This window comes from Agrobacterium sp. 22094, from assembly GCF_052046015.1.
Classification (GTDB): domain Bacteria; phylum Pseudomonadota; class Alphaproteobacteria; order Rhizobiales; family Rhizobiaceae; genus Agrobacterium; species Agrobacterium cavarae.
Window position 1 is genome coordinate 449423 of sequence record NZ_JBQEPX010000003.1, and the last position, 26818, is coordinate 476240.

The following is a 26818-nucleotide window of genomic DNA, read 5'->3' on the forward strand; positions in this document are numbered from 1 at the left end:
TCTGCATCAGTTGGTTTGGCAGGCGACGGATTCCGAAAACTGGCACTTGTCGCCGAGCGCGGTGAAGGCGAAGCGATCGACCTGCATGGTCACCGGACCGGAATAGTCGAACTTGCCCATCCAGCTTTTCAGCGTATCGGTACCCCATAGGCTGAAGAAGATTTTCTGGGCGTTTTGCGGGATCTTCGATGGGTCTGTGACCTCGTGAACCATCTTTCCGTTCACGTAGTAGCGCAGTCGCTGCGGCTCCCAGACGAAGGCGTAATCATTAAAGCCCTTGTCGGCACCACCCGGCACATCCACCAGCTTTTCGTTGCCGCCCTTTGCCGAGATATACTGGTTCAGCTGGACCTGATTGCTGTTCTTGCCCAGGATCTCCATGTCGATCTCGTCGTGCGGCTTCTTATCGGTTGGCCCGATATAGGTGAAGAAAGCCGAATTCAGGCCGGAGCCCGGCGCGGTCTTGATGCGCGCTTCGTAGGTGCCGTAGCGATAGCGGCCCTTGGTCTGGATTTCTCCGCAGGAATAGTTGCGGTCCCCGGCCTTTTCATTGCTGAAGCCGAGTTCCAGATGGCCGCTTTCGAAGGCGACCAGCTTCTTGGACCACGTGCAGTTCTGGTGCGGGCCGTTGTTCCAGCCATCGGAAACGTACCAGAAAGAGCGGTCCATGCTGTCGAAGTTCTCGATGAAGGACTTGCCGTTCTCTTCCTGGGAAAAGGCGGGAGATGCGCCGAACGTGATGGCGATCAGTGCGGCAGCCACGATGCGCGGCTGAGATAGGGCGGGGTAGGTCATGTGTTACCTCCGTCGTTGCGTATAGGCGGGATTGGCAGAAGATTGGCGAGCGGTGGCAGCTTCCGTCGCGTCGTTATAGGCAAGGGGCTTCGGCTTGCCGCTACGGCTGCCGGTCAGGACTGCATAGAGCGAGGGCAGCCGGGCGCGGACCTGCGCATTGCTGATGATCAGCAGCACGAAGGTCAAAGCCACTGCGCCGATATAGAAGGCGGGATAGAAGTCGAGATCCCCCTTGTTCCACACCATCCAGAGGATGACGAGGAGGGGATAATGGGCGCAGAAAATCCAGAAGCTCAGGCTGCCGGTTTGCGATAGACGCTGGCCAAGACGGTTCTGCACGAGCAGGGACGAGGCGACCCAGAAGCCCAGCACGCCGAACACCGCCAGCAAATTGCGCATGAGATTGAGGCCGAACGTAAATTCCGGGCCGGTCCAATAGAGCGCGGTGGCAAGCGCGGCGGCGACGATCAGCGTGACCACCGTCAGCGGCTTGGCATAAGGATCGAGCATCTTCAGGTCGACCTTATAAAGCGCAAGCGCAATGCCGAGCGTGAAGCTGAACAGAATAGATTTCTTCTGTACGATCAGCAGACTGAGATCCGGGATCGCCGTCAGGAGCAAGAGAATGGCAAGCGTCGGTAGCGCAAACCGACGAACCAGCAGCGCCAAAAGCGGCGACAGCAGAATGCAGACGAAAAGATCGCGCAGGAAGTAGAGCGGCACGTTGACCGGCAGCTCCTCCACCGCAACGCCATGGCTCAGCATTTCGCGCGGGCTGGCGTTCCACAGGTCAGGAAAATAGCCAACGCCAATACCTGCACGCTGAAGCAGCATGACCGCAATGAAAAGCCCGCCATTCCACAGCAGGAATGGCAGAAGCACGGTCTTGGTCTTGGACTTGATCGTCGCCGGATAGCTGAAGGCATTCCAGCCGCGTCGGAACAGCAGATAGCCCGAGATCGCGCTCAGGCACGGCACACCGATGCGGAACAGGGCATCACCAAGAAACACCCGGACCCAGTCGAAAAATCCATAAAGACCCAGAAACGGACTTGTCTCCGGATCGTGCGGCACGTGAACGAACACGATGCCGGATATTAAAATTATGCGCATCAAATTGATACGGGAAGATAGGTTCTGATCAACAGTCACATCAGTTACCCTAGTTGGGCGGTGTCTCCCCTCACCGCGTTTCACACAGAGCGAACTTGAAGCCCGTGCGCAAAAGTCTGGTTTTCACTTAAGGGCAAAATGTGGCAGCGCGGGAAAATCGCGCCGCAAGATATGAGGGGTAAATGTCTGGATGCTACTTTACTAAAACAAATTATTTTTCTTAAGTATATGATTTTGTTTCACTTATTTTTCTTATCGTGCCGCTGTCATGAGTGTGTCCTGAGGCTGAGAAGAAAAGAGCCGCAATGCTGCATTGCAAAATAAACTCGCGAGTTCGCCGTATTTTCTCACGGCAGTGCGGACAGAATCGCCTCGACAGCCCGTGCCGCCCCGTCAGCTGGTGATCGGGGCAGGGGCGCCTTGGTCCTTGCGCGATCTCACAAGACCGATGATTTTTTGCAGCAATGCGCGTTCGGTCAGCAGGATCAGGACGCCGTAGATCACACCGCCAGCGACAGCGCCGACGAGCACCTGCATGTATGCGTGCGGCAGCGCGTCGCCCGTCCATTGCAGAATGTAGCGGACCGCAAGAGCCATGACGAAGGCCGAGATCATCGGCCGGCTGCTGACATAGAGGCCCGAAAAGAAGGGGGTTTCGCTCGCCTTGAACACGGCCCAGGAATAGGCAATGAGCGTCGCCGCATTGACGATGCAGAGCCAGATCATCGCGTCGATAAGCGAGCCATAAACCGCGGCAGCCCAGACAGCAGCGGTGGTCACGACGGCGCGGATCGTGGCTGACCAGAACAGCACGCGCCCATAGCCGGCACCCTTCAGATAGGGGATGAAGGTGCTGCATGGGGTGAGGATGGCTTTCGACAGAGCGAGAAGGCCGAGCACAGGCCACGCATAGGCCCAGTTCTGGCCGAAGATCACCAGCATTGCCGGTTCTGCAACGGCCCAAAGGCCGAACATCATCGGTGCCAGGATGACGGTCAACACCTGCGTACTGAACATCAGCGCTTCGCGCCGCCGCTGCCGGTCGTCCATCATGCGGCTGAAGGCCGGGAAAAGAACGCCCATAACGGCAGAAAGCACGACCTGGTTGGGAATGCTGGCAAAACGGTTTGAGGCGGAATAGGCGCCAGCATCGGCAAGCCCGAGATAGCGGGCGATGATCACCATCGGCGACTGGAAGGTGACGAAGTTGGCGATTTCCGAGCCCATCAGGCCGGAGCTGAAGCCGAGCAACGGGATCAAGCGTCTCGGCTTCATGACGAGGCGCGGCGTATAGCGCGACACGGCATAAAGCCCGACAAGCCGGATGAGGGCTGCGGCGAAAAGCTGGATGATCAGAGCCCACACGCCGAAGCCGGCAAAGGCCAAGACGACGGCGAGGATGGCTGCAGCACTTTCCGACGTCATGCTCCAGATGGCGTCCTTGCTGAAGTTCATCCGCCGCGCCAGAAGCGAATAGGCAACATCGCCTGCCAGTTGCAGCGGAATGAGGAAGGCCATGATGCGCAGCAGATAGGCGCTTTCCACGGCACCCAAGAGGCCGCCGAAGAACTCTGCGCCAAAGTAGAGGATGGCTGCCATGGTGCAGGAAATCGCCAGATTGGCCCAGAAGACCGTATGGATCGTATCCATATCCTCTTCCTTTTCCACAATCAGAGCGGAGGTCAGACCAGCGCCTGCAATCATCGTCAAAAACTGCACAACAGTGAGCCCGACAGCGACAACGCCGAATTCTTCCGGTGTCAGCAAACGTGCAAGAATCGGGACTGTGACAAATTTAAGCCCGAATGTGCCTGTCTTTGAGAGCACGCTCCAGCCGACATTGGCCGTGATGGTTTTGACGCTTGGGGCTGGAGGCATGGGTCCATCCTGTGTCTGGAGGCCGGCGAAAATCGTGGAGCCGGCGGGAGGGTTGCCACTCATCGGGGCCGTGAGTCTACGGCGGGCCCGACACTTCTTGATGAAACAAGGGGCGAAACAATGGCGAAATTTACAGTCGTTATTCCTTACTACCAGAAGAAGCATGGCATACTCGGTCGAGCGCTCGCATCAGTTTTTTCTCAAGCGTGCCAGGATTTCGATCTCGTCATTGTCGACGACGAATCGCCGTATCCCATTGAAAATGAACTGGCGGAGCTGGCTGAAGAGCAGAAAAACCGCATCAAGATGGTCAAGCAGGCGAATGCCGGTCCAGGTGGTGCGCGCAATACCGGGCTCGATCATGTGCCCCCCGAAACGCGCTATGTGGCCTTTCTTGATTCGGACGATATCTGGACGCCGGAGCACCTGAAAAATGCTGAGCTCAGCCTCGATCGGTTCGAAGGCGAATGCTACTGGGCGTCCATGCAGGCAAGCGATGAGTTCTATTATCACTTCGCCATGTCGGAGCTCGAAAAGAACGAGGGCGCAGCCCGCTTGAGCGAATCACCGCGTGTCATCGAGCTGCCGGATCTCGCCAGCGTCATGCTGCGCAACTGGAGCTTCCTGCATCTTTCCTGCATGGTCATCGGCAGGCCGCTCTTCGAAAAGATCCGTTTCGATCCCGCCCTTCGGCTGGCTGCAGAGGACGTGCTCTTCTTCTGCGACTGCATTCTTGCATCCAGGCGCACCCTTCTATGTGACGATGCCGGTGCTGCACGCGGCATGGGCGTGAACATCTTCCACAGCATCGACAACACCTCGCCGGAATTCCTGCGCCAGCAGTTCAACACCTGGGTCGCGCTCGACACCTTGCAAAGTCGTTTCTCCAAACGTCCCGCCGATGTGGCTTCCATCGCCTCCTACAAGAATACGGCGCGCAGACAGGCGCTCTGGAGCCAGGCCGGCAAGCTGAAGCGTCGCAAGGCGCCGGAGCTTGGCCTTCTGTTCAAATGGATGATGCGTGATCCTGCGATCTTGCGTGCAGCCTTCGAACTTGGGGCCGGCAAGATCGTCCGCTCGAAGTGATCGTCTCTTTCGCGGCTTTCTTTCAGGCCCTTTTTTCACTCAGGAGAAATCCATGAAACCTTACCATTGGGAATCCCATCACGGGAATTTCGGCGACGACCTCAATCTCTGGCTCTGGGATTTCCTGCTGCCGGGGCTTCGCGACGTTCATCCGGATGTTCTGCTCGTCGGCGTCGGCACCGTTCTCAACGATGTGCTCTTCCCTCCCGGCCAGCGCAAGCTGGTGATCGGCAGCGGATATGGCTACGGGGCCGTGCCCGATACATCGAACCCCGATCTTTGGGATATCCGTTGCGTGCGTGGTGAAATGACCGCTGCCAAGCTTGGACTGGCGCCCCAGAAGGGCATCGTCGATCCCGCCGTGATGGTGACGGAGATGCCGGAGTTCCAGAACCTGCAGAAGATCTACAAGAAGACCTTCGTTCCCCATTGGGAATCGGCGGAGTTCGGCATGTGGGACACTGTGTGCGAACCGGCTGGTCTCACCTATCTCGATCCGAGAGGAGAGGCGAAATCGGTCATCAAGCAGATTGCCCAGTCGGAAATGATCGTGGCCGAATCCATGCATGGCGCGATCCTTGCCGATGCGTTTCGGGTTCCCTGGGTAGCGGTCAGCACCTCGCAATCGATCAACAGCTTCAAGTGGAGTGACTGGGCAGGAAGTGTCGGCGTCACCTACGAGCCTCGTTACATTCCCGTCTCCACACGCGCAGAAGCTGCAAAGAAGGGTTCGAAGTTCTGGGGCATGAGCTTTCCGCCTCCGCCCCCGCCGGTCATCGTCGAACACACCTCTGCAGCGCCGCATGACGATGGCGATGTGCTTGTCCGTGCCGAGACCCAACGCCCGCTGCGCAAACTCGCAAAGCAGGTTCTCGCCGCTCCGTCGATTCTGGCGCTATGGCAGGCAAGCCGTGCGGAACCAAGATTGAGCCCAGACGGACGGCTGGAAGAACGTAAGGAGCGCTTTCAGGCGGTTCTGGAAACGGTCAAGCGCGACTACTTCTGAAACAAAACACGCCGCTTTTTCCTTCAGGAAGACAGCGGCGTTCCTTTCAGGAGATAACGGATATCGGCGGGCTGAGTGGGCTTCTTGCGCAAGCGGGCTGTCTTGTCGTGCCAAATCCCGTTGGTGATGGCAGGAACGGCGGGAAGGCGTCGCAATGCATGAACCATGGCGCCACCCAAGCCACGCTGTGACTTGGCGTCGAGGAAATCCCGCAATTCGAACTTCTCCCGAATGTGCCGCTCATGCTCCTTCAGCACCGATTGTTCTTCCGCAGAGAGAGCGTAGTCGGCGAGGATGTTGCGATCGGCCTCGTAGAGCAGCCTCAGATCCTGCGTGCTGTGTCGTCCGCTCAAGGAATTGCCGCGCACGATGGCACCGTAACCGCAATTGCAGATGACCTTGTATCGTGCGCCTGAGGCAAGTGCCCGAACGTAGAGTTCGTAATCCTCACCAAGCCGCAGAGCTTCGTCATAGCGAAGCTGGTGCCGGTCGAGAAACGATCGGCGGATGACGGGTTTCAGAAAGCCGGTTTCACCGCGCTCGATACCCCTCGTGGAAATATTTCCCGTCACGAATTCCGTGAGCGTCAGGAAGTGATGTTGGGGAGCGAAGCGACGGGGAACGATATTGGTGGCCGAAGGTGACCCTTGCTGAATGAAGGCAATATTGTCCGCCACCAGATCCCAGTCGTCCTCCACTATCATTGCGGCAAAGCGCCCTTTGAAGAAGAAATCGTCAGCATCCAGAATGCTGATCAGCGGCGCAGAGGAAATGCCGATCGCATGATTGCGCGCGGCGGACGGGCCGCGATTGACGTCGAAGCGGTCGACGATCAGCCGCCCCGTTCCATCATCGCATTGCTTCGCAACCTGGAACGTGTCGTCGGTGGATGCATCATCGATGACGACGACCTCCGAGACTTCCGGCTCCACCAGCGCTGATCGGATCGCCTCGGCGATCGTCGATGACGCGTTTTTAGCCGCTATGATGACGCAGATGGATTGTGAGCCCATGACTTCGCTCCCGTTCTTCAGCATTCGATACGATTACTGGAGAGAAAACATGTCAGGGATGAGGAGAGGGAAGTGCTATTTCGCACCTGCGAAATATATTCAAAGCGCTTCAGGAGGTCAGCGCGGTCAGATATCCTTCAGCGTCGGGCGATGACGACTGACGGCCGGGATGGCTTCCGGGCCTGCCTGGTCGGCTGAAGCAGGTCGATCCTTCTGAAATTCCAGTGTCTTGCGCATGCGCTTCTTCTCGCGCGATACCATGAAGACGACACCGATGAAGTAGCAGATCTGAATGACGACAAGCGAGATGGCCGTCTGTATAAACGTCGTGTAGAAGGAGCCATGGATCCAATAGGTCGCCACTGCGAACACCAGCAAGGCGCAGATCATGCTGACGAAAACGCGGGGCGCGTACATGTCTCTCTCCTCGCCTGATGCTATCCCGATCTGTGGGATACAATTTTTCATCGGTTCTTTTTCCATAAAATATATGGGCAAATTGGCGTCGTTTCAACCAAGTAATAGGCTCAAATACCCCGCCGAACATGAAATTCAGGTAAGGTTTCAAAGTAAAAATCTACTCAACAAGGATATTTTCGAATCAGAGACTGCGCCATCGAGCGATAGGCCGTTGCGGGAATCCTACGCAAAATTCGGCGTCGAGTTGCCGATAACCGGTTCCGCTTCGCCTCTGCAGACTTCGTTAACTATGTAGCCCGTAAAACTTGGGAACCGATTCTCAAGCTGTCAGGTGTACGTGTGTCCAAGCGTTCCGAAGTAATTGCGTTTCCCGTCAAAAATCGCATCCGCGACATTCAGCGTTGCGTCGACATGCTGGAGACCCTCCAAGGGGATCAGGCCAATCGGTTCTGGCGGGATGAGTGCCGCGCGCTTGCTGCGCATCTGACGGAACTCGGCTACGACGACACAGCCATGCGCCACGAGGTCATGGAATTCCAGAACGCGGTCCAGGCGCAGCTCTGGGCGCAATCCCAGACCGAAGAAGCCGCACGCCGCGACACGTACTAAAGAGCGTCTGGCGACCCGCCAACCACGTCTAGCTTTTATCGCGCGACTTGTGGCTGCGCCGTGAAGGTGCTGCGACGGAGTTTCTCACCACCAGATCGGGTGTCAGCAACACTTCCTGTTGGGTCGGCTCTTCATTGTTGAGAAGCTGCAACAGAAGCGCCATTGCATGTTTGCCAATGGCGCTGCGAGGCTGGCGAATGGTTGTGAGCGGCGGCGACATGAAGACGGCTTGCGGAATATCGTCAAAGCCGGTGACCGAAAAATCGTCCGGCACATCATAGCCGCGGGCTGAGAGGCCGATCATGACGCCAATCGCTGTCTGGTCGTTGACGCACATGAAGGCCGTCGGCAACCTGTCGCGCATGAACAGCTGCTCCACCGCCAGCCTGCCGCTTTCCAGTGTCCCATCACCTTCCAGAATCATGCGGCTACTTTTGGGAAGTCCAGCCGCGTCCATCCCTTCGTCAAACCCTGCGCGTCTGCGCATATAGGCAAGGCGGACTCTGGAATCGCCAATGAAGGCGATGTGCTCGTGGCCCTCGGCAATCAGCATATCCACGACTTTTCGAGCGCCGGCGGCATCGTTGACGCCGACATAGGGAATGCCGCCATTGAAGATCGGCTCGAAAACGCCGACGCTTGGCGGAAGACGCGCCGTCATGGCCTGGTGGCCGAAGGGCAATATCCCGGTAAAAAGGATGAGTCCGGCCGTCTGGTTGGCGTTGAGGAATTTCAGATATTCCAGACCGCGTTGGGCATCGTTCTGGGTGTGGCCGATCAATATGCCATAGCCGTGGGCCCGTGCCTCATTCTCCAAACCGATGAGGATATTGGAAAAGTTGGGGTCGCCGATATCGGGTGCCACCACAAGAATCATGTTGGAACGGCCGAGTCTCAGGCTACGCGCGACCGCATTGGTGGTGTAGCCTGTGACGGCAATGGCTTGATTGACCTTCAACCGGGTAGAATTGGCAACCTTTTCAGGGTTGTGGATGGCGCGCGATACGGTGGCAATCGATACCTCCGCAATACGGGCTACATCTTCTATCGTGGCTGGTGGCGAATTGGACAAAGATAAGCCTCGGGTCTATCTGCGACCGGACACTACACACGCCGCGCGTTGCGTCAAATGGATTGATCACATCTGTGTAACAACTGCGAATGTAAACCTTTACATCGATCATGTAAAGGTTTACACCAGCCTTGCGGAATGGGAGCCGCATGGAGGAGTGGGATGGAAACCGTCGAGAACGGCAATGCTGTGCTATGCGCGCGCCGGGTTTCAAAATCGTTCAATGGAGTTCAGGTCCTCTTCAGCGTCAATTTCGAGCTGAAGGCAGGCGAGATCCACGCATTGATGGGTGAGAACGGCGCCGGTAAATCGACACTGGTCAAGGTCCTCTCCGGCTTCGAGCAGCCGAGCTCCGGTGAAATCCTTCTGGACGGAGAGCCGGTGAAGCTGCCGCCGAACGGCGCCGCAGAGGCGCTCGGCATTGTCATCATTCACCAGGAATTCAACCTCGCGGACCACCTGACCGTGGCTGAAAGCATCTTCCTCGGTCGCGAGGTGACCCGCTTCGGCGTGCTCGACAGAAAGTTCATGCGGGCGGAGACGCGGCGCATTCTCGATCTCCTCAACTGTCATGTCGATGAAGACGCAATGATTTCGAGCCTCTCCATCGCGGAAAAACAGATGGTGGAGATCGCCAAAGCCATTAGCCGCGAAGCGCGCATCGTCTTCATGGATGAGCCGACCGCCGTTCTTTCCCGTGAGGAGACGAATTACCTCTTCAAACAGGTGCGTAAGCTGCGCGACCAGGGGACCAGTTTTGTCTTCGTCTCGCACAAGCTGGATGAGGTGATGGAACTGACCGACCGGGTGACCGTGCTTCGCGACGGCCATTGGGTGAAGACTGCACCCACCTCGATGCTGGATGGCGAAGCGATCGCCCAGCTTATGGTGGGGCGTGAGCTTTCGAGCCTCTACCCGGCAAAACGCGAGCCGGACGTCGACGAACAGATCGTACTCAACGTCAAAGGCCTCTCCACGGGTTATGTGAAGGACGCCAGTTTCGAACTGCGCAAAGGCGAAATCCTCGGCTTCTCCGGTCTGATCGGCTCCGGCCGAACCGAGTTGATGGAGGCGATTGTCGGCATCAAGGCAAGCCAGGCGGGAGAGGTGGAGGCCAATGGTGTCACGCTGCCATCGCATGATCTGCACGCGTCGATCGATGCGGGGCTGGCTTACATGACCAAGGATCGGAAATCCAAGGGCCTGTTGCTGGGCTCGGGCATGGGGCTCAATCTCACCCTGCAATCGCTCGACCGCCATGGCCACTTCGGCTATCTCAGCTCCGGCAGTGAGGCGAAAGCGCTGGAAAAGGCGCGCCGTCGCTTCGACATTCGTGTGCGAGACGGCAATGTGATGGTGGGCCGCATGTCCGGTGGCAACCAGCAGAAACTTCTGTTGGCGAAAGTCATGGAGACCGAGCCGAAGATCATCATCATCGACGAGCCGACACGCGGCATCGATGTCGGTACCAAGCAGCAAATCTATCATTTCATCTCGGCGCTTGCGCGAGACGGTCATTCAATCATCGTCGTCTCTTCCGAAATGCAGGAAGTCATCGGACTTTGCACCCGCGTTGCGGTGATGCGCGAAGGCCGGATCGTCGGCATGCTCGAGGGTGACGAGATCAACGAACACGAAATCATGCGCTATGCCGCCGGATTGAAAACAAAAACAGCCGCCTGAACGACCCTGTTAATTGAGGGGTCGTCGCGGGCAACAGGGGCAGGACGGGAGGTCTGTTGTGGGTATGAGTGTAAGTGAAGACGGCAAGGAAAAGAGTGTCCGCCGGTCGCGATCCTTTCGTGACGTGGATCTGCGCGCCGTGGCGCCCTTCGTTGCGCTGTTACTGCTTTTGATCGTCGGCGCGCTGGTCAACCCGAACTTCATCAGCATCAACAATCTGGCCAATGTCGCAACCCGTAGCGCTTTCATTGCGATCATCGCCGTCGGCGCCACCTTCGTCATTTCCGCCGGAGACCTCGATCTCTCGGTCGGATCCATGGTTGCCTTCGTTGCAAGCCTTATGATCCTGCTGATGAATTCCGGCACGATTACTGACCCCGCACTAATGCTGACAGCGGCGATTGTGTTCACCGTCATTGCCGGTTCGCTTTGTGGCCTTGCCAACGGACTGATCACAACGGTCGGCAAGATCGAGCCTTTCATCGCAACGCTTGGCACAATGGGCGTTTTTCGCGGCCTGACGACATGGCTGTCCCAGGGTGGCGCGATCACGCTGCGCGAACCACAGTTGCAGAGCATGTACCGACCTGCCTATTTCGGTACGATCTTCGGCATTCCCGTTCCGATCATCGTCATCCTCGCGGTGACGGCGATTGCGGCTTTTATCCTCTACCGCACGCGCTATGGCCGGCATGTAACCGCAGTCGGATCGAACCGCGACGTTGCCAAATATTCTGGCGTCGCCGTCAACCGCGTCCGCACCATCGCCTTCGTCATCCAGGGACTATGCGTCGCGATCGCCGTTCTTCTCTACGTACCGCGGCTTGGCTCCACGTCCGCCACGACGGGCATGATGTGGGAATTGCAGGCGATTACGGCTGTCGTCGTTGGTGGCACGGCGCTGAAGGGCGGGGCAGGCCGCGTATGGGGCACCATTTGCGGCGCTTTCATTCTCGAACTCGTCGGCAACATCATGCTGCTCTCCAACTTCATCAGCGAGTATCTGATCGGTGCCATCCAGGGTGCGATCATCATCATCGCCATGTTGGTACAGCGTTCGCTGATGCGCCAGCGGTGACAGCTGGCTGCCCTAAGGCGGGGCGGCGTGCTCAAAGCCTTGGAGTGCTTTTGATTGTCCATCGGACGCAAAGCGCTCCGGAAACACCGGGTCGAGAGGTCGCCCGGCTTCGGAATCGAGACCTTATCTGTTGGGAGGAAGACACATGCGTAAAAGACTGTTGGGAATGGCTGTCGCCATGGTGGCGCTGGCGGGGGCAGCACATGCGGAGGACAAGAAGGTCACGATCGGCGTTTCGATCCCGGCCGCCGACCATGGCTGGACATCGGGCGTGGTGTTTCATGCTGAACGTGTTGCCAAGCTTCTGATGCAGGAGCATCCGGGCCTCAACGTTATTGTCAAGACATCGCCCGATGCCGCAACGCAGGCGAATGCGGTACAGGATCTCGAGACCCAGGGCATCGATGCGCTGGTCATCCTGCCGTCCGATCCTGATCCGCTGGTCAACGCCATCAAGGAAGTCAAAGGCAACGGCAAGTTCGTCGCCCTCGTCGACCGCGCTCCAAGCGTCAATGACGACACCGTGCGCGATCTCTATGTCGCCGGCAACAACCCGGCACTCGGCGAAGTCGCGGGCAAGTACATCGCGGAAAAGACACCGGAAGCCGAGGTCGTCATCATTCGCGGTCTTCCGATCCCGATCGATCAGCAGCGCCAGGACGGTTTCGACAAGGGCATTGCTGGCTCCAAGGTGAAGGTTCTCGACCGCCAGTTCGGCAACTGGAACCGCGACGATGCCTTCAAGGTGATGCAGGACTATCTGACGAAGTATCCGAAGATCGACGTCGTATGGTGCCAGGATGACGACATGGCTGTTGGCGTTCTGCAGGCCATCGAGCAGGCCAAGCGCACCGACATTCAGTATGTCGTTGCCGGTGCAGGCTCCAAGGACATGATCAAGAAGGTCATGGATGGCGACAAGATGATCCCGGTCGACGTTCTTTATCCGCCGTCGATGGTGGCAACCGCCATGGAGCTGACCGCTGCCAACTTCTACGATCAGGTTCCGGTTCGCGGCACCTACATTCTGGATGCCACGCTGGTGACGAAGGACAACGCGAAGGACTTCTACTTCCCGGATTCGCCGTTCTGATCCTATCAGAGCATATGATGAGAGGCCCGCTGTCGAAGCGGGCCTTTTGCGTTTAGAGCGCCCTGCGCCGTGTTGGACGGACCAAGGCCGCCTTACTTCACAATGCTGTCGCTCAAGAGAAGCGATTGGCGCGGAAAGGGTCGACGGGGATCGACGTATCGCGCTCGCAGACCAGTTCCGTGACAAGACGTGCTGTGGCCGCCGATTGCGTCAGTCCGAGATGGCCGTGGCCAAAGGCGTAGATGACGGAGCGCGCGGCACGCGACGGCCCGATCACCGGAAGACTGTCCGGCAGCGAGGGGCGGAAACCCATCCATTGCTGACCGCCTTCGGTTTTCAACCCGGGCAGGAACCGACTTGCCTTTTTCAGCATCGCTTCGGAGCGGCGGAAATTGGGGGGCAGGTCGAGGCCGCCGAGTTCCACAGCACCCCCGACGCGCACGCCACTCGACAGTGGCGTGACGACAAAGGCATGGTCGTTGAAGTAGATCTGGCGTTTCAGATCGAAACTGCCTGCGGGAAGGGTAGTGTTGTATCCACGCTCGGTTTCAAGCGGAACGTCATTGCCAAGAGATGCGGCAAGCGGCTTCGACCAGGCGCCGGCTGCCAGGATCACCTTGTCAGCGTCGATCTTGTCGCCATTGGCAAGCGTCACGATGGTGCTTTCGCCAACCGCTTCGATTTTTACGGCCTCACCTTTTCTGAAGCTCGCACCGCGCGCAATCACCAGTTCGGCTATGGCTTTGGTAAACTCGTGAGGGTCGCTGACCTGCAGGCCTGACGGCGTATAGACCGCATGCTTGAACTGGGACGCGATCCCTGGCTGCAGCTCATCGATCTCGGTACGGCCGATTTTGGAGAAGACGAAGCCGGCTTTGGCCTTCTCATCCCAGTGATGGCTGGACGCATCGAAGCTCGCGCTCGTATCGTAGAGATCGAGCGTGCCGGTGTTGGAGATGAAGGAGGACAGTTCCGGCATCGCGGCCACATGCTGCATCTCGGATGCGGCAAGCGCCATCATCCGCGTCTGCACCCGCATGCCGTGTTCGAACATGCGCGGCGAACTGGCCTTCCAAAAACGCCAAAGCCAAGGTGCGATTTTGTGGGCGTAGGCCGGCGGAACGCTCAGCGGGCCGAGCGGATCGATCAGCCACTTCGGCGCCTTCTTCATAATCCCGGGGGCTGGCATCGGAATGATTTCCGGAAAGGCCAGTATGCCGGCATTGCCGGCACTGGCGCCGCGGGCAATTTCGCCGCGCTCCAGAAGCGTGACGGACTTCCCTTCTTTCTGCAAATAAAGCGCCGACATGACGCCGACGATCCCCGTGCCGATGACCAGCACTTCGCATTTGCCCAGAGAGCCGTTTCTATCCATGTCTCATCCATTCCGAACGAGATAAGCGCCGATCGCAAATCCGTCGCTTGCCTACCATTTTTGAATATTGTTTGTCGACTGGGGCGTTTCGTGAGAATCCACGCCAAGCACTTCAAGAGACCGCGTCGTGCTTCATGGCTGTTTCGAGGATTTCACTACATTGTCCGGCGTGATCAAAGCATAGCTGAACCGCTGCATCTTACCTTCGACAGGAAAGTACATCGGCGCCCCGAATGTGTTGACGCTTATGTCGTTCAACGTCACACCCATTTGCGCCTGCAGCCAATCCACCATGCCAGCCGACTGGTCGCGTCCGGTAACCCAGACAAACAACACGGGATGATCGCTCGACAGCGCGAAGGCCGGATCGAAGTCGTCATAGGTGGTGGTGGCAACCGTGGTGTCTGGGAAGACAAACCGCAGATTTCCACCGGTGTACCAGTCGGAGGTCACGATCAGGGAAGGCGAGATTCCCTTCTCCTGAATGTGCTGCCGGAAGACCTGCCAGTCATTGTTGGATCTCGATGTCTTGCCGAGCATCGCCTGGACCGGCACGGAGACGATCAAAGCGACGGGCAAAATTGCTATGACGACGAGGCAGACGGGGAGAACCTTCTTAACGAAAACGGCCGGATCGAATGACCTCTGTTCAAGCCACAGGGCTGCGAGGATCGGGAAGGGCATGACGAGCGGGAGCAACCATCTGTCTCTCACCTCCGTCATCGTCGTTGCTATGATGACGACGAGGAGAACTGCCGCAAGCGCGATGAAGTAATGCAGGAAGAAGCGGAGCCAAGGCGAGACCTGTTGCTCGCCTGCTTTGGTGTCCGTCCTCTTGGCACGCGATGCGATGAGAACCAGCGCAGGCAGGATCATCACAATCGCCGATCCAGAAAAGACGTGCGCGATGCCCGTCAGAATCTGCATCCACCGGCTTTCAGGCGCCTCTTCCGCCATCCGCCGCAGTGTCACATCCGAGGCGAATTGCAGGTTGTCGAAGAGCCATATCGAATGCGGCAGGAAGACGAGAAGGCTGATCCCGATCGTCAGCAGAATGCGCCAATCGAAGATGCGCTCGCGCCCCTTTGGATGCAGCCAGACGGCAAGGAGGATCGCGGGAAGGATGAGGACAAAATTGTATTTCGACAGCATCCCAAGGCCGACCGCAACTCCGGTCAGCACATAGCCCATCGTGGTTGGCGTCTTAAGAAGCCGGACGCTCAGATAGATCGCCCACAGGCTGGTCAGCATCAGCATCGTCGTGTGCGTGAGATCGCGCTGCGCTTGCCAGAACAGCTGAGGGCTCACGAAAAATGCCAGTGACGCAACCAGGACCAGAGACTTCTCTCTCAAGACAAGGTCGGACAGTTTCACATAGGTCGCAAATACCAGAAAAAGAATGAGGTTCTTGGCAACAGCAAGACCCAGCACAGAGGTGCCGAAGATCGCAAAGATTGCCTGCTGGTACCAGTTATAGAGCGGTGGCTGGGCGTCATAGCCGAGCGCCAGCCACTGGGCAAACAGCACCTGCTGTGCTTCGTCTATACGTAGTGCCGGAGGGAGCAGGAGGCGAACGGCGATCTGAATGAGAAAGTAGACGCCAAAAAGGGCAATCACCGCGTTCGGATTGTTCACCAGAGAGTTTGTGAGCCGCTTGTAGAGACTGTTTATGCCCGACGCTCTATGCTCCAGACCTGTGCAGAGTGCCATAGTGGATCCAGCTTTTCGTGATGCGCATTCGCCAGACTGGCGAATGTTTGCGGGGGCGTTTTAGCATGGCCTAATTATTTTGCGCGTGAAAAATCACGGTTTCGAGACAGAAAATTCTAGAGGATCTTTTGCGTAGCGAGGATGCCCGGCCCACCGGGCACTCCCCTTGGCATTAGCGTCCGGCGTTGTAGGCAGCGATCGCGGCCATGTTGACGATATCGCTGTCCTTTGCACCCATGGCGGTGATCTGTACCGACTTGTCGAGACCGACCAGCAGCGGACCGATCACAGTCGCACCGCCAAGTTCCTGCAGCATCTTCGTCGAGATCGACGCGGAATGGATTGCCGGCATGACGAGAACATTGGCCGGTCCAGAGAGCCGTGCGAACGGATACTGGCTCTGCATCTTTTGGTGGTTGAGGGCGATGTCTGCCGCCATTTCACCGTCCACCTCGAAGCTCACATTGCGCTTGTCGAGAATGCGAACCGCTTCGCGAACCTTGTCGGAACGCTCCCCGACGGGGTGCCCGAAGGTGGAATAGGCAAGCATCGCAACGCGCGGCTCGTAGCCGAAACGCCGCGCCAGTCCTGCCGCTTCTTCCGCGATATCCGCCAGATCTTCGGCCGACGGCATGTCGTGAACGGCCGTATCCGCGACGAAGACGGTGCGATTGCGCGAGACGACAAGAGAGACGCCGATGACGCGGTGGCCGGGCTTCACGTCGATGCAGCGGCGTACGTCTTCAAGCGCGGTGGAGTAGTTTCGCGTCGTGCCGGTCACCATAGCATCCGCATCGCCCATCGCCACCATGCAGGACGCAAAGTGGTTTCGGTCGTTGTGGATCAGGCGCTGGACATCGCGCAGCAGCAAGCCTTTGCGCTGCAGGCGGGCGTAGAGGTAATCGATGTAGGAATCGACCCGCTCGGACAGGCGCGCATTGGTGATCTTAATGTTCGGACGGTCGAGATCAATGCCAGCGCGCTCGGCGTTAGCCTTGATGATGTCGTCACGACCGAGAAGAATGGCAGTGCCAAGCCCTTGCGCGGTAAACGAGATCGCCGCGCGCATGACCTGCTCTTCTTCGGCTTCAGCGAAGACCACTCGCTTTGGCGAGCGGCGGATGCGCTCGTAGAGGCGCTGCGTGGTGGATGCCATCGGGTCGCGGCGTGCAGATAGTTCGCGGGCATAGGCATCGAGATCGGGGAGCACGCGACGCGCAACGCCGGTCTCGATTGCAGCCTTCGCGACGGCGACCGGGATCGCCGAAATCAGGCGGGGGTCGAAGGGAACAGGGATGATATATTGCGCCCCGAAGCGGGGACGGTTGCCCTGATAGGCAGCAGCCACATCGTCCGGCACGTCTTCGCGGGCGAGATCGGCGAGCGCCTGGGCGGCTGCGATCTTCATCTCGTCATTGATCTGACTTGCACGCACATCGAGCGCGCCGCGGAAGATGTAAGGGAAGCCGAGAACGTTGTTGACCTGGTTTGGATAATCCGAACGCCCCGTTGCCATGATGGCGTCATCGCGAATGCGCGAGACTTCTTCCGGTGTAATTTCCGGATCGGGATTGGCCATGGCGAAAATGATCGGCTTCGGTGCCATGGAGCGGATCATCTCTTCGGTGAAAGCACCCTTCTGCGAGAGACCGAACACCACATCCGCGCCCTTCATCGCTTCTGCGAGTGTGCGGTTGTCGGTCTTCGTTGCATGAGCCGACTTCCACTGGTTCATGCCTTCGGTGCGTCCCTGATAGATGACGCCCTTGGTATCGCACATGGTGATGTTGGCAGGGTTGAAACCCATGGCCTTGATCAGGTCCATACAGGCGATCGCCGCCGCACCTGCGCCGTTGCAGACGAGCTTGGTGGTGTTGAAGTCGCGACCCGTCAGCGCGATGGCATTGATGAGACCGGCAGCGGCAATGATGGCGGTGCCGTGCTGATCGTCATGGAACACCGGAATGTCCATGAGTTCGCGCAGACGGCTTTCGATGATGAAACATTCCGGCGCCTTGATATCTTCGAGGTTGATGCCGCCGAAGGAGGGGCCCAGATAGCGCACGCAATTGATGAAGGCGTCTGCGTCTTCCGTGTCCACTTCCAGATCGATGGAGTCGACATCGGCAAAGCGCTTGAAGAGGACGGATTTGCCTTCCATCACCGGTTTGGACGCCAGCGCGCCGAGGTTTCCGAGGCCAAGGATGGCAGTTCCGTTAGAAATGACCGCCACCATGTTGCCGCGCGTGGTGTAGTCATAAGCGGTGGCAGGATCTTCCGCGATCGCCTTCACCGGGACTGCGACGCCGGGGGAATAGGCCAGCGACAAATCCCGCTGCGTTGCCATCGGCTTGGTCGGAACGATTTCAAGCTTGCCGGGACGGCCTTCCGAATGGAAATCCAGGGCTTCCTGATCCGTAACCGATGTTCTTGTGCTGGCGGGCCTTGACGAGTCTGACATGAGCTTGCGGTACTTTCCGTCTATCAACAGTATAAAATCTTTGCCGTAGTTATTGTATTTTCGGCGCTGGTGCCAAGGACTGAATGTTGTTCACTGCAGCAAAATTGAAGACGAGGACCACGGAGACAGATTCAATCGATTAGTCTGCAACTCTTCTTGTCAATCTTTGGTTCGGACGCCGGGCGCAGTGTGGATAACGGGGGAGGGCAATGCCGCTCTTGTGCTGCTGTCGCGTCCACACCATCGGGAGTTTGTGGTTTACGCCGGCTCACAGGCTTTTCTGTCCGCGGGACTATTGATAAGTCCTCCTTATGAAAATGACTCTTTCGCCATTGTCATTCCGGCCCAGACGACGCTATACCGCCGGTAGTGGTTTTGGATGACGGCAATGTCTCGTCCTCCGAACCCTGGGAGGATTTGTTCTGGTATTTTGGTCGTCGGCCACAGGGTCGGCGACGATCTATGCAATGAATGGATCGATATGACTGTCACGGCGGACGTCTTTCCCCTCAATCCTCCTTGTTCGGTTGCGCCAACCTCATCGAGGTTCCGTCCAGAAACTCTTCCTGCGAACTGTCCCGGCGGTGCCGGAAACCGAACGATTATCGAGCCTTCCTTTTTTCGGTGGCTCTCCAACCGGATATTGACTCTATGAATAAATCTGCAAATTCACTTTCACTTCCAGCCAGATTATGGCTGTTGGTGCTGGGCGTGGTCATCCTGGCCGCGGGCTTGTTCTTCGCCATCGGCGGTGGCAAGCTCTTTTCGCTTGGCGGCAGCCCCTATTTCGTCACGGCTGGTGCAGCGCTCGTCATCTCGGGCCTGCTGATCGTTCTGCGCAAGCCTGCCGGCGCTCTTCTTTTCGGCCTTGTTTTCATCGGCACCGCCATCTGGGCGGTGTGGGAAGCAGGCTTACACTTCTGGCCGCTGATCTCGCGTTTGCTGGCGATCGGCGTCGGTGCAACGGTGGTTGCGCTGTCCTATCCGCTTTTGCGGCGCGCGCAGGGTAAGACACCTGCCTATGGTTCCTCCTTTGCCATTGCTGCCATCTTGGCCATTGCCTCCGGTGCCGGTTTCGCCGGCATGTTCGTGGCGCATCCAACTGTCGCCTTCAAGGGCGAGGCGGCTCAATTGACTCCGGTGACGTCTGGCGATGAGCAGAAGAACTGGGAGCATTACGGCAATACCGCAGGCGGCAGCCGTTTCGTGGCTCTGGATCAGATCACCCGTGACAATGTCAAAGACCTCAAGGTCGCCTGGACCTATCACACTGGCGATACGCCGATCAGCCCCGGTGCAAACGGTGCGGAAGATCAGGAAACGCCGCTACAGGTGGGCGACACTGTCTTCCTTTGCACACCCCACAACAATGTCATCGCTCTCGATGCCGATACGGGTGCTCAGAAGTGGAAGACGGACATCAACGCCAAGTCGTCCGTCTGGATGCGTTGCCGCGGTCTTGCCTATTTCGATGCTAAGGCACCGTTGCAACAGCCGACCGTACCTGGCTCCACCCCTGTCACGCCCGTGACCGTTGCAGACGGTGCGCTTTGCCAGCGCCGTATTCTGATGAACACGATCACGGCTGAACTGATTGCGCTCGATGCCGATACTGGTGCTTTTTGCCCAGACTTCGGCACCAATGGTCGCGTCGATTTGAAGGTCGGGCTCGGCAACGCACCTGATCCGCAATATGTGCTGACCTCCGCGCCAACGCTTGCGGGCACCACGGTCGTGGTCGGTGGTCGTATCGCCGACAACGTCCAGGTGGATATGCCAGGTGGCGTGATGCGTGGCTTCGACGTGATCACCGGCGAGCTGCGCTGGGCCTTCGACCCGGGCAACCCCGAGATCACCAAGCTGCCGCCCGAAGGCCAGACCTATACGCGCTCCACGCCGAATGTCTGGGCCGCAATGTCCTATGATCCGGTGCTGAACACCGTCTTCATGCCGGTCGGCAGCCCCTCCGTCGATCTTTACGGCGCAACGCGCACGCCGCTCGACCATAAATACGGCGCATCGATGCTCGCTCTTGACGCCACAACGGGTCGTGAGAAGTGGGTTTACCAGACGGTTCACAACGACCTCTGGGATTTCGACGTGCCGATGCAGCCAAGCTTCATCGACTTCCCGAAGGCGGATGGTACGACCGTGCCTGCTCTCGTTTTCGGCACCAAGGCTGGCCAAATCTACGTCCTCGACCGTGCCACGGGTCAGCCATTAACCAAGGTGGAAGACGTCCCGGTCAAGCCGGCCAATATTCCAAACGAGCGTTACGCACCAACACAGCCACGCTCCGTCGGCATGCCGCAAATCGGTGCGCAGACGCTCACCGAAGCGGATATGTGGGGCGCGACCCCATTCGATCAGCTTCTGTGCCGTATCGCTTTCAAGGGCATGCGCTACGACGGCCTCTACACCGCGCCTGGCACTGACCTGTCGCTCAGCTTCCCGGGCTCGCTTGGTGGGATGAACTGGGGCGGTCTATCGACCGATCCGACGACGAACACCATCTTCGTCAACGACATGCGTCTCGGCCTGTGGATCCAGATGAAGGAAGCTGCGCCGACCAAGGCGACACCAAGCGGCGGCGAAAGCGTCAATACCGGCATGGGCCTCGTGCCGATGAAGGGAACGCCTTATGCCGTGGACAAGAACCGCTTCCTGTCCGCACTCGGCATTCCCTGCCAGGCGCCGCCCTATGGCACGATGACCGCCATCGACATGAAGACACAGCAGATCAAGTGGCAGGTTCCTGTCGGCACTGTCGAAGATACCGGCCCGCTCGGGATCAAGATGGGTCTTCCGATCCCGATTGGCATGCCGACTCTTGGTGGTACGCTCGCCACGCAGGGCGGTCTGGTCTTCATCGCCGGAACGCAGGATTACTACCTGCGCGCCTTCGACACCGCGACCGGCAAGGAAGTCTGGAAAGCCCGCCTTCCCGTGGGCAGCCAGGGCGGCCCGATGAGCTACAAGTCGCCAAAGACCGGCAAGCAGTACATCGTTATTTCGGCTGGCGGCGCGCGCCAGTCTCCCGACCGCGGCGATTACGTCATCGCTTACGCGCTGCCGGAATGATGACCCCAAGATCCACTGAATGACGATCGGACCCGGGAGCAATCCCGGGTTCGTGTGTTTTGGAGAGCAGGATACCGCCGGAACCGCTCACTTTAGAGGGCGTTAGGTGCCCCGCGCCGGGCAGTAACCATTTCGATCAACAGACTATTGACGGGTTGGGCTGATAAGTTTCGTATTCGCCCAAGAACGGTCATAGCGATGTTGGGAAATATCTATATGGTTCGGCGCAGGCATTTTTAGCTTGGAAAGGTTTTATTTGTGAAGGAAATATCTCGAAAGATCACCCCAGTACTTCTGGCAGGCGGCGCTGGATCTAGACTTTGGCCAGTATCACGGGATCAGTTGCCCAAACAGTTCCAGCCTCTTGTCGGAGAGCTTTCGACATATCAGCAGACCTTAAAGCGCGTCAGCGACAAAAGCCTCTATGCGGAACCGCTGGTGATCACCAACGAGGATTTTCGCTTCTTCGCAAGACGACAGGCCGAAGAGATCGATCTGCCAGCAACCGTCGTTCTGGAACCGGCGCGCCGCGACAGCGCTGCCGCCATGGCTGCTGCAGCACTGCTGGCGGATCGCCGCGAGAAGGGGTCGCTCGTGCTGGCGCTCGCGGCAGACCATGTGGTGCTGGACAATGATCTTTTCGCCGATGCCGTGAGGCTGGGTGCGGAAGCGGCAGAGCAGGGCAACATCGTGGTCTTCGGCCTGACGCCCACCGAGCCGCGTACGTCCTATGGTTACATCAATCCTGGCGAAGCTATCAACGGGAATCCCGACCTTTGCGTTGTCGAAGCCTTCGTCGAAAAGCCGGATGAGGCGCGTGCCGTCAGCTACGTAGAGAAGGGTTATCTCTGGAATTCCGGCAACTTCCTGTTTCGCTCCGACATCATGATCGAGGAGTTGCGTAGCCATGCACCCGAGATCCTGGCCGCAGTTCAGGCTGCCGTGGAGAACCAGGAAGTCGATCTCGGTTTCGTTCGCCTGCAAAAGGAAAGCTTTGAGTCCTCGCCGAAGAACTCGATCGACTATGCTGTCATCGAGAACACCAAACGCATGGCCGTCGTGCGGGGGCATTTCCGTTGGTCCGATATTGGTAGCTGGGATGCCATTTGGGAGATTGCCGACAAGCATGGCGCTGATAATGCGATCGAGGGGCAAGGGATCATTATCGATTCCGAAGGTTGCCTCGTGCATTCCAACGGCCTGCTGACGACTGTCGTCGGCGCCAAGGACCTCGTCGTTGTTGCCACGAAGGATGCGGTTCTCGTAACGCCGAAGAATCGTGTTCAGGACGTCAAGGGCCTGGTGGAAACTCTGAAAAGTGGCGATCATTCCTTGAAAACGGAGCGGCACAAGCGCGCCTACCGTCCATGGGGTCATATCGAGCAGACGGATTCCGGCCACCGCTATCGTGTCAGCCACGTCAAGGTCGAGCCTGGCCACCGGATCTCGCTACAACAGCACTATCATCGTTCGGAGCATTGGATCGTCGTTCGCGGTACCGCGACGGTCACGATTGAAGACCAGACCCGCCTTCTGACGGAAAACGAGTCGGTCTATATCCCGATCGGCAAGCCGCATCGCCTCGCGAATGAGGGTCAGATCCCGCTGGAACTGATCGAAATCCAGACCGGCTCCTATCTTGGTGAAGACGATATCGTCCGCCTGCACGACGATTACAAGCGCGATTAGGATTAGGCATCAGCGTCTTGGAACGTGGACCGGATCAGGCTGCGGAAGACAGCCTGACAGTTCCCTGTGCCGGCAGAAGTCTCAGCACTTCATCGGCATAGGCCATGCTGTTTTGAAGCGCCTTGTCGAGGTTGCTGACCTGTGACGGGTTCATCATGTGGAGATAGCCGCGGAACTCGAACATGTCGCGGAAGGCGGCACGTTCGATGATCGGTGTGTTGAGGACGTTGACGTCGCGCTTGGCCAGAAGCGCCTTCGCTGCCAGCAGCGCGCGCGTGGTGACCATGGAATTCACGCGTGACAACAGCACGGAGTGCGGGATCTTGATGCCTGCGCGATCGTCGAGATAGCGCAGCAGTTCCAGCACCTGTGCTGCGCCCTGCGCATCCATCGTGCTGCCCTGAACCGGGATGATGACGTGATTGGAGAGGCCAACTGCCGTCGCCAGAAGCGGGGACTGGGCGCCCGGCAGATCGACGATCACATGGTCGAACTTCTTGCGGTTGTCGAGCACATGCTGTTGCAGTGTGGTTATCGAAACATAGGTGATGACCGTAAGGTCAATGCGGTGATCGGCATTATCGCGCCACTTCGAGAGCCAGCGCTGCGGGTCGGTGTCGATCACGCAGACGCGCAAGCCCCGCCGCGCAAGCTCCGATGCCAAGAGAAGAACTGCGGTTGTCTTGCCTGCACCGCCCTTGGTGTTTGCGAACGTGATGACTGCCATGATGAACCCGAGCGTAAAAAGAGGGAGGCGGCGATCATCGCGCAGGAAACCGCACCCATCTCATGGTGCGGTTCGATCATTCAACAATATGGTTAACAGGGTCTGAAGAGAAAGTGCGAGAAGTCAGCGTCTGTGGTCTTCCGCCATGATTTCACGGGCGATCTGATCGAGTGGAACGATCTTGTCGACGCCGCCGTGCGCAATCGCTTCCTTGGGCATACCAAAGACGATGCAGGAGGCTTCATCCTGCGCAATCGTATAGGCCCCGGCCTGATGCATTTCCAGCATGCCGCGCGCGCCATCGTCCCCCATGCCCGTCATGATCACGCCCATTGCGTTAGACCCGGCAGAGCGGGCGGCGGAGCGGAAGAGAACATCGACCGACGGTCGGTGCCGGGAGACGAGCGGGCCGTTTCTGACGGAGACATGATAGCGCGCGCCCTGGCGTTCCAGAAGCATGTGCTTGTCGCCCGGTGCGATCAGCACGTGGCCGCGCAAAACCGGATCGCCATCTTCCGCTTCCTTGATCTCGACTTCGCAAAGACCATTCAGGCGCTTGGCGAATGCCGCTGTGAACTTTTCCGGCATATGCTGGACGATGACCATGCCCGGTGAGTTTGCCGGCAGTCTCTCCAGCATTTCGCGCAAAGCTTCTGTACCGCCTGTGGAGGCGCCGACACAGATCACCATTTCGGTGGTGCGCGCCATCGCCTTGCCGGACGGCGGCGGCAGCACGGCATCTGCCGTCAACTTGGCCTGGGTGCCAAGCGAGCTCGACCCGCGAGGCTGGGCGCGCACGCTCTTGACGCGCGCATGTGCCGCACTCTTGACGACTTCGCAGATGCGCAAGGCGGATTCTGCCAGATGATCGGCAGCGCCGATGCGCGGCTTGAGAATGACGTCGACGGCACCGGCTTCCAGCGCCTGAATCAGCGTTTCGGAGCCTGCTTCGGTCAAGGAGGAGCACATGACGACCGGGATCGGGTGCTGCGACATGATCTTCCGCAGGAAGGTGATGCCGTCCATGCGCGGCATTTCGACATCGAGCGTGATGACGTCGGGCAGGTCTTCCTGGATCCTCTTCGCCGCCATGAACGGATCAGACGCTGCCCCAATGACCTCGATCGCAGGATCTGCCTCTAGCACCGCGGTCAGCGTCTGTCTCACGCTGGCAGAGTCATCAACAATGAGGACGCGTACTTTTTTGACCATGATAACCTACTGCTTGAGGAAAACCGTGTTGGCGACCTGCTTGACCGGCAGATTGATGCCGGTGACAGATTCCGAATGCCCGATCATCAGGTAACCGCCCGGCGCCAGGCACTTGCAAAGCTCGGTCAGCACGTGGGTCTGCGTCTTCTTGTCGAAGTAGATCAGCACGTTGCGGCAGAAGATGACATGGACCGGCGCGCCGATCTCATAGGACGGGTTCATAAGGTTCATGCGGGCGAAGCCGACCTTGGCGCGCAGCTTCGGCGAGATCCTGACGTCGCTGCGATGTTTGTCGCGTGCCTGCATCACGTATTTGCGCTGCATGGCGGAGGGTACAGGCTCCAGAAGGTCACGATTGTAAATGCCGGAATGCGCCTTCTTCAGAACGTCTGTCGAGAGGTCCGTCGCGAGAATGCTGAAATCGGAGATCACACCCTTTTCGACGGCTTCGGCCATGACCATCGCCATCGTGTAGGGTTCAGCACCCGTCGAACAGGCGGAGCTCCACGTGCGGGGCTGTCTGATCCCCTGCTTGGCGAGCGTAGGAAGAGCGGTTTTTTCGAGGAAATCAAAATGGTTCGGTTCGCGGAAGAAGTCCGTCTTGTTCGTCGTCACCACGTCGATGAGATAGATGACCTCGTCTTTCAGACCGTCCTGGCGGAACAGGTATTCGCAGTAGTCGCCAAAGGATCGAAAGCCTGTTGCGCGCAAGCGCTTGCGCAGACGGCCTTCCAGCATCGAACGCTTGGCGTCCGTCATCTTGATCCCGCAATAATCATAAATGAAACTGGATAGCTGGCGGAAATCGCGGGTGCTCAGACTATCTTCGAAGTTGACGCTAACAGCGGTACTCAATGACTCGTCCTTTCAGGCTGCGCGCATCGGGCCGTTGTCGACCTTTGCGAGCTCACCGGCATCGCCAGAGAAAAGCTTTGCGAGATCGATGATGACGACGAAATCGCTTTCGCGGCGAACGACACCGGCGATGTAGCTGGAGTTCCAGCGAATGCCGATATCCGGTGCCGTCTCGATCTGGTCCTGCCTGAAAGGCGCGACTTCAAAGACCTTGTCGGCAACCAGACCAAGCGCCAGCACCTTGTCGACGAAAGGAATGTCGAGCACCAGAATGCGCGTGTGCGAGGTCTTAACGGTCTTGGTCATGCCAAGGCGCAGGCGAAGGTCGATCACCGGAACGCCCTGTCCACGTACATCCCTCAGGCCGAGCAGGTAATCAGGGCCGTGTGGGATCTTGAAGGCTTCTTCGTGGTCGAGGATTTCACGAACGACGTCCACAGGAACCGCGAAAACTTCCTCGCCAAGGCTGAACGTCACGTATTGCATGGTAGATGTAGGGCTCGCCATTTGCGTCTTCTCCAGAAGTCTTGGTCGACATTGCCGATTGAGCGGTTGTTACGTCAGGTCAGGGGAGGCGGGCTTGAGGCCCGCATCTATAGTGTTCGTTAGCCAGCATGGCGGAAATCGCCGTCGTTCTCATCCGGGCCGCCCATGGACATGTCCAAGGCAAAACCTTTGGCACGCGCTTGTTGGGCATGGACCGCACTTGTCGGGGCAAGGCGACGGCCTGGCGTTGCGGGTTTTCCAGCACTTCGCATTGCTGTCACCGGCGATGCTTGATGGACAGGCGTTGGACGAACCGCAGGTGCATCGGCGCGTTCGACCTTGAAGAAGGCGATGCTCGCCTGAAGCTCTTCGGCTT

General features: G+C 58.3%; 21 protein-coding genes and 1 pseudogene. 8 read left to right on the forward strand and 14 right to left on the reverse strand.

The genetic code is table 11. The annotated features are described in order from the left end of the window. Nucleotides 1–6: 6 nt before the first annotated feature. From ACTJK5_RS16980 to ACTJK5_RS16990, 3 genes are all read right to left on the reverse strand, one after another. Nucleotides 7–795, reverse strand: a complete 789-nt coding sequence (locus ACTJK5_RS16980) for a glycoside hydrolase family 16 protein (RefSeq protein ID WP_062600105.1) — start codon at nt 793–795, stop codon at nt 7–9. 3 nt (nt 796–798) lie between these two features. Then, entirely contained in the window at nt 799–1908 is a 1110-nt protein-coding gene (locus ACTJK5_RS16985) for an acyltransferase family protein (RefSeq protein WP_440612892.1), read from the reverse strand. A 393-nt stretch (nt 1909–2301) separates the two neighbouring features. Beyond that, on the reverse strand, nt 2302–3786 hold the full coding sequence (locus ACTJK5_RS16990; protein ID WP_113225269.1) for a lipopolysaccharide biosynthesis protein: 1485 nt from the start codon (nt 3784–3786) through the stop codon (nt 2302–2304). 120 nt (nt 3787–3906) lie between these two features. Here ACTJK5_RS16990 and ACTJK5_RS16995 point away from each other — a divergent pair, with 120 nt between their 5' ends. Then, nucleotides 3907–4872 (forward strand): glycosyltransferase family A protein, encoded by a 966-nt coding sequence (locus tag ACTJK5_RS16995; RefSeq protein WP_113225250.1) that lies wholly within the window; start codon nt 3907–3909, stop codon nt 4870–4872. Nucleotides 4873–4924: 52 nt separating this feature from the next. Further along, nucleotides 4925–5878 carry a polysaccharide pyruvyl transferase family protein gene (locus ACTJK5_RS17000; protein WP_440612893.1) on the forward strand — a complete coding sequence of 318 codons (954 nt, stop codon included), beginning with the start codon at nt 4925–4927 and terminating at the stop codon, nt 5876–5878. Between the two features lie 23 nt (nt 5879–5901). Here ACTJK5_RS17000 and ACTJK5_RS17005 read toward each other — a convergent pair whose 3' ends face one another. Continuing rightward, nucleotides 5902–6891, reverse strand: a complete 990-nt coding sequence (locus ACTJK5_RS17005; RefSeq protein WP_440612894.1) for a glycosyltransferase family 2 protein — start codon at nt 6889–6891, stop codon at nt 5902–5904. A 126-nt stretch (nt 6892–7017) separates the two neighbouring features. Further along, on the reverse strand, nt 7018–7308 hold the full coding sequence (locus ACTJK5_RS17010; protein ID WP_130978763.1) for an exopolysaccharide production repressor protein: 291 nt from the start codon (nt 7306–7308) through the stop codon (nt 7018–7020). Nucleotides 7309–7650: 342 nt separating this feature from the next. Between ACTJK5_RS17010 and ACTJK5_RS17015 the strand changes: the two genes are divergently transcribed. Beyond that, a complete protein-coding gene (locus ACTJK5_RS17015; protein WP_113225246.1) occupies nt 7651–7920 on the forward strand; it encodes a DUF6074 family protein in 270 nt (89 codons plus the stop codon). 28 nt (nt 7921–7948) lie between these two features. Here ACTJK5_RS17015 and ACTJK5_RS17020 read toward each other — a convergent pair whose 3' ends face one another. After that, a complete protein-coding gene (locus ACTJK5_RS17020) occupies nt 7949–8992 on the reverse strand; it encodes a LacI family DNA-binding transcriptional regulator (RefSeq protein ID WP_113225245.1) in 1044 nt (347 codons plus the stop codon). A gap of 162 nt (nt 8993–9154) precedes the next feature. Between ACTJK5_RS17020 and ACTJK5_RS17025 the strand changes: the two genes are divergently transcribed. The 3 genes from ACTJK5_RS17025 (at nt 9155) to ACTJK5_RS17035 (ending at nt 12846) form a co-directional block, all read left to right on the forward strand. Then, on the forward strand, nt 9155–10675 hold the full coding sequence (locus tag ACTJK5_RS17025; RefSeq protein ID WP_113225244.1) for a sugar ABC transporter ATP-binding protein: 1521 nt from the start codon (nt 9155–9157) through the stop codon (nt 10673–10675). Between the two features lie 64 nt (nt 10676–10739). Continuing rightward, nucleotides 10740–11753 (forward strand): ABC transporter permease, encoded by a 1014-nt coding sequence (locus ACTJK5_RS17030; protein ID WP_062424046.1) that lies wholly within the window; start codon nt 10740–10742, stop codon nt 11751–11753. Between the two features lie 145 nt (nt 11754–11898). Next, on the forward strand, nt 11899–12846 hold the full coding sequence (locus ACTJK5_RS17035) for a substrate-binding domain-containing protein (RefSeq protein ID WP_062424047.1): 948 nt from the start codon (nt 11899–11901) through the stop codon (nt 12844–12846). A gap of 112 nt (nt 12847–12958) precedes the next feature. Here ACTJK5_RS17035 and ACTJK5_RS17040 read toward each other — a convergent pair whose 3' ends face one another. The 3 genes from ACTJK5_RS17040 to ACTJK5_RS17050 all read right to left on the reverse strand — a co-directional run bounded on the left by ACTJK5_RS17040 (nt 12959) and on the right by ACTJK5_RS17050 (nt 18392). After that, complete coding sequence (locus ACTJK5_RS17040) at nt 12959–14221, reverse strand: NAD(P)/FAD-dependent oxidoreductase (RefSeq protein ID WP_440612895.1); 1263 nt, start codon at nt 14219–14221, stop codon at nt 12959–12961. A gap of 132 nt (nt 14222–14353) precedes the next feature. Further along, a complete protein-coding gene (locus ACTJK5_RS17045; RefSeq protein WP_440612896.1) occupies nt 14354–15931 on the reverse strand; it encodes a glycosyltransferase family 39 protein in 1578 nt (525 codons plus the stop codon). A 172-nt stretch (nt 15932–16103) separates the two neighbouring features. Continuing rightward, entirely contained in the window at nt 16104–18392 is a 2289-nt protein-coding gene (locus tag ACTJK5_RS17050) for an NADP-dependent malic enzyme (protein ID WP_312805432.1), read from the reverse strand. A 651-nt stretch (nt 18393–19043) separates the two neighbouring features. Here ACTJK5_RS17050 and ACTJK5_RS17055 point away from each other — a divergent pair. Both ACTJK5_RS17055 and ACTJK5_RS17060 read left to right on the forward strand, forming a co-directional pair. Next, nucleotides 19044–21473, forward strand: a complete 2430-nt coding sequence (locus tag ACTJK5_RS17055; protein ID WP_440612897.1) for a glucose/quinate/shikimate family membrane-bound PQQ-dependent dehydrogenase — start codon at nt 19044–19046, stop codon at nt 21471–21473. 258 nt (nt 21474–21731) lie between these two features. Next, a complete protein-coding gene (locus ACTJK5_RS17060; protein ID WP_440612898.1) occupies nt 21732–23162 on the forward strand; it encodes a mannose-1-phosphate guanylyltransferase/mannose-6-phosphate isomerase in 1431 nt (476 codons plus the stop codon). A 34-nt stretch (nt 23163–23196) separates the two neighbouring features. Here the strand turns inward: ACTJK5_RS17060 and ACTJK5_RS17065 are convergent, their stop codons facing one another. From ACTJK5_RS17065 to ACTJK5_RS17085, 5 genes and pseudogenes are all read right to left on the reverse strand, one after another. Further along, nucleotides 23197–23889: a ParA family protein gene (locus ACTJK5_RS17065; RefSeq protein WP_062424054.1), complete on the reverse strand. Its 693-nt coding sequence runs from the start codon at nt 23887–23889 to the stop codon at nt 23197–23199. Nucleotides 23890–24012: 123 nt separating this feature from the next. Then, the gene (locus tag ACTJK5_RS17070; RefSeq protein ID WP_113180078.1) at nt 24013–25101 is read right to left on the reverse strand and encodes a protein-glutamate methylesterase/protein-glutamine glutaminase; all 1089 of its coding nucleotides are present in this window, start codon (nt 25099–25101) and stop codon (nt 24013–24015) included. Nucleotides 25102–25107: 6 nt separating this feature from the next. Next, on the reverse strand, nt 25108–25956 hold the full coding sequence (locus ACTJK5_RS17075; protein ID WP_113180079.1) for a CheR family methyltransferase: 849 nt from the start codon (nt 25954–25956) through the stop codon (nt 25108–25110). A 12-nt stretch (nt 25957–25968) separates the two neighbouring features. Then, entirely contained in the window at nt 25969–26463 is a 495-nt protein-coding gene (locus tag ACTJK5_RS17080; protein ID WP_062424057.1) for a chemotaxis protein CheW, read from the reverse strand. Nucleotides 26464–26561: 98 nt separating this feature from the next. After that, nucleotides 26562–26818: pseudogene (locus ACTJK5_RS17085) on the reverse strand (methyl-accepting chemotaxis protein); the annotation flags it as partial.

Coding starts and splice junctions, on each gene's coding strand:
- ACTJK5_RS17030 (WP_062424046.1), top strand. CDS start 10,740: ATGAGTGTAAGTGAAGACGGCAAGGAAAAGAGTGTCCGCCGGTCGCGA.
- ACTJK5_RS17080 (WP_062424057.1), bottom strand. CDS start 26,463: ATGGCGAGCCCTACATCTACCATGCAATACGTGACGTTCAGCCTTGGC.
- ACTJK5_RS17005 (WP_440612894.1), bottom strand. CDS start 6,891: ATGGGCTCACAATCCATCTGCGTCATCATAGCGGCTAAAAACGCGTCA.
- ACTJK5_RS17070 (WP_113180078.1), bottom strand. CDS start 25,101: ATGGTCAAAAAAGTACGCGTCCTCATTGTTGATGACTCTGCCAGCGTG.
- ACTJK5_RS16990 (WP_113225269.1), bottom strand. CDS start 3,786: ATGCCTCCAGCCCCAAGCGTCAAAACCATCACGGCCAATGTCGGCTGG.
- ACTJK5_RS17000 (WP_440612893.1), top strand. CDS start 4,925: ATGAAACCTTACCATTGGGAATCCCATCACGGGAATTTCGGCGACGAC.
- ACTJK5_RS17065 (WP_062424054.1), bottom strand. CDS start 23,889: ATGGCAGTCATCACGTTCGCAAACACCAAGGGCGGTGCAGGCAAGACA.
- ACTJK5_RS17045 (WP_440612896.1), bottom strand. CDS start 15,931: ATGGCACTCTGCACAGGTCTGGAGCATAGAGCGTCGGGCATAAACAGT.
- ACTJK5_RS17025 (WP_113225244.1), top strand. CDS start 9,155: ATGGAAACCGTCGAGAACGGCAATGCTGTGCTATGCGCGCGCCGGGTT.
- ACTJK5_RS16985 (WP_440612892.1), bottom strand. CDS start 1,908: ATGCGCATAATTTTAATATCCGGCATCGTGTTCGTTCACGTGCCGCAC.
- ACTJK5_RS17035 (WP_062424047.1), top strand. CDS start 11,899: ATGCGTAAAAGACTGTTGGGAATGGCTGTCGCCATGGTGGCGCTGGCG.
- ACTJK5_RS17055 (WP_440612897.1), top strand. CDS start 19,044: ATGAATAAATCTGCAAATTCACTTTCACTTCCAGCCAGATTATGGCTG.
- ACTJK5_RS17010 (WP_130978763.1), bottom strand. CDS start 7,308: ATGTACGCGCCCCGCGTTTTCGTCAGCATGATCTGCGCCTTGCTGGTG.
- ACTJK5_RS17050 (WP_312805432.1), bottom strand. CDS start 18,392: ATGTCAGACTCGTCAAGGCCCGCCAGCACAAGAACATCGGTTACGGAT.
- ACTJK5_RS16980 (WP_062600105.1), bottom strand. CDS start 795: ATGACCTACCCCGCCCTATCTCAGCCGCGCATCGTGGCTGCCGCACTG.
- ACTJK5_RS17040 (WP_440612895.1), bottom strand. CDS start 14,221: ATGGATAGAAACGGCTCTCTGGGCAAATGCGAAGTGCTGGTCATCGGC.
- ACTJK5_RS16995 (WP_113225250.1), top strand. CDS start 3,907: ATGGCGAAATTTACAGTCGTTATTCCTTACTACCAGAAGAAGCATGGC.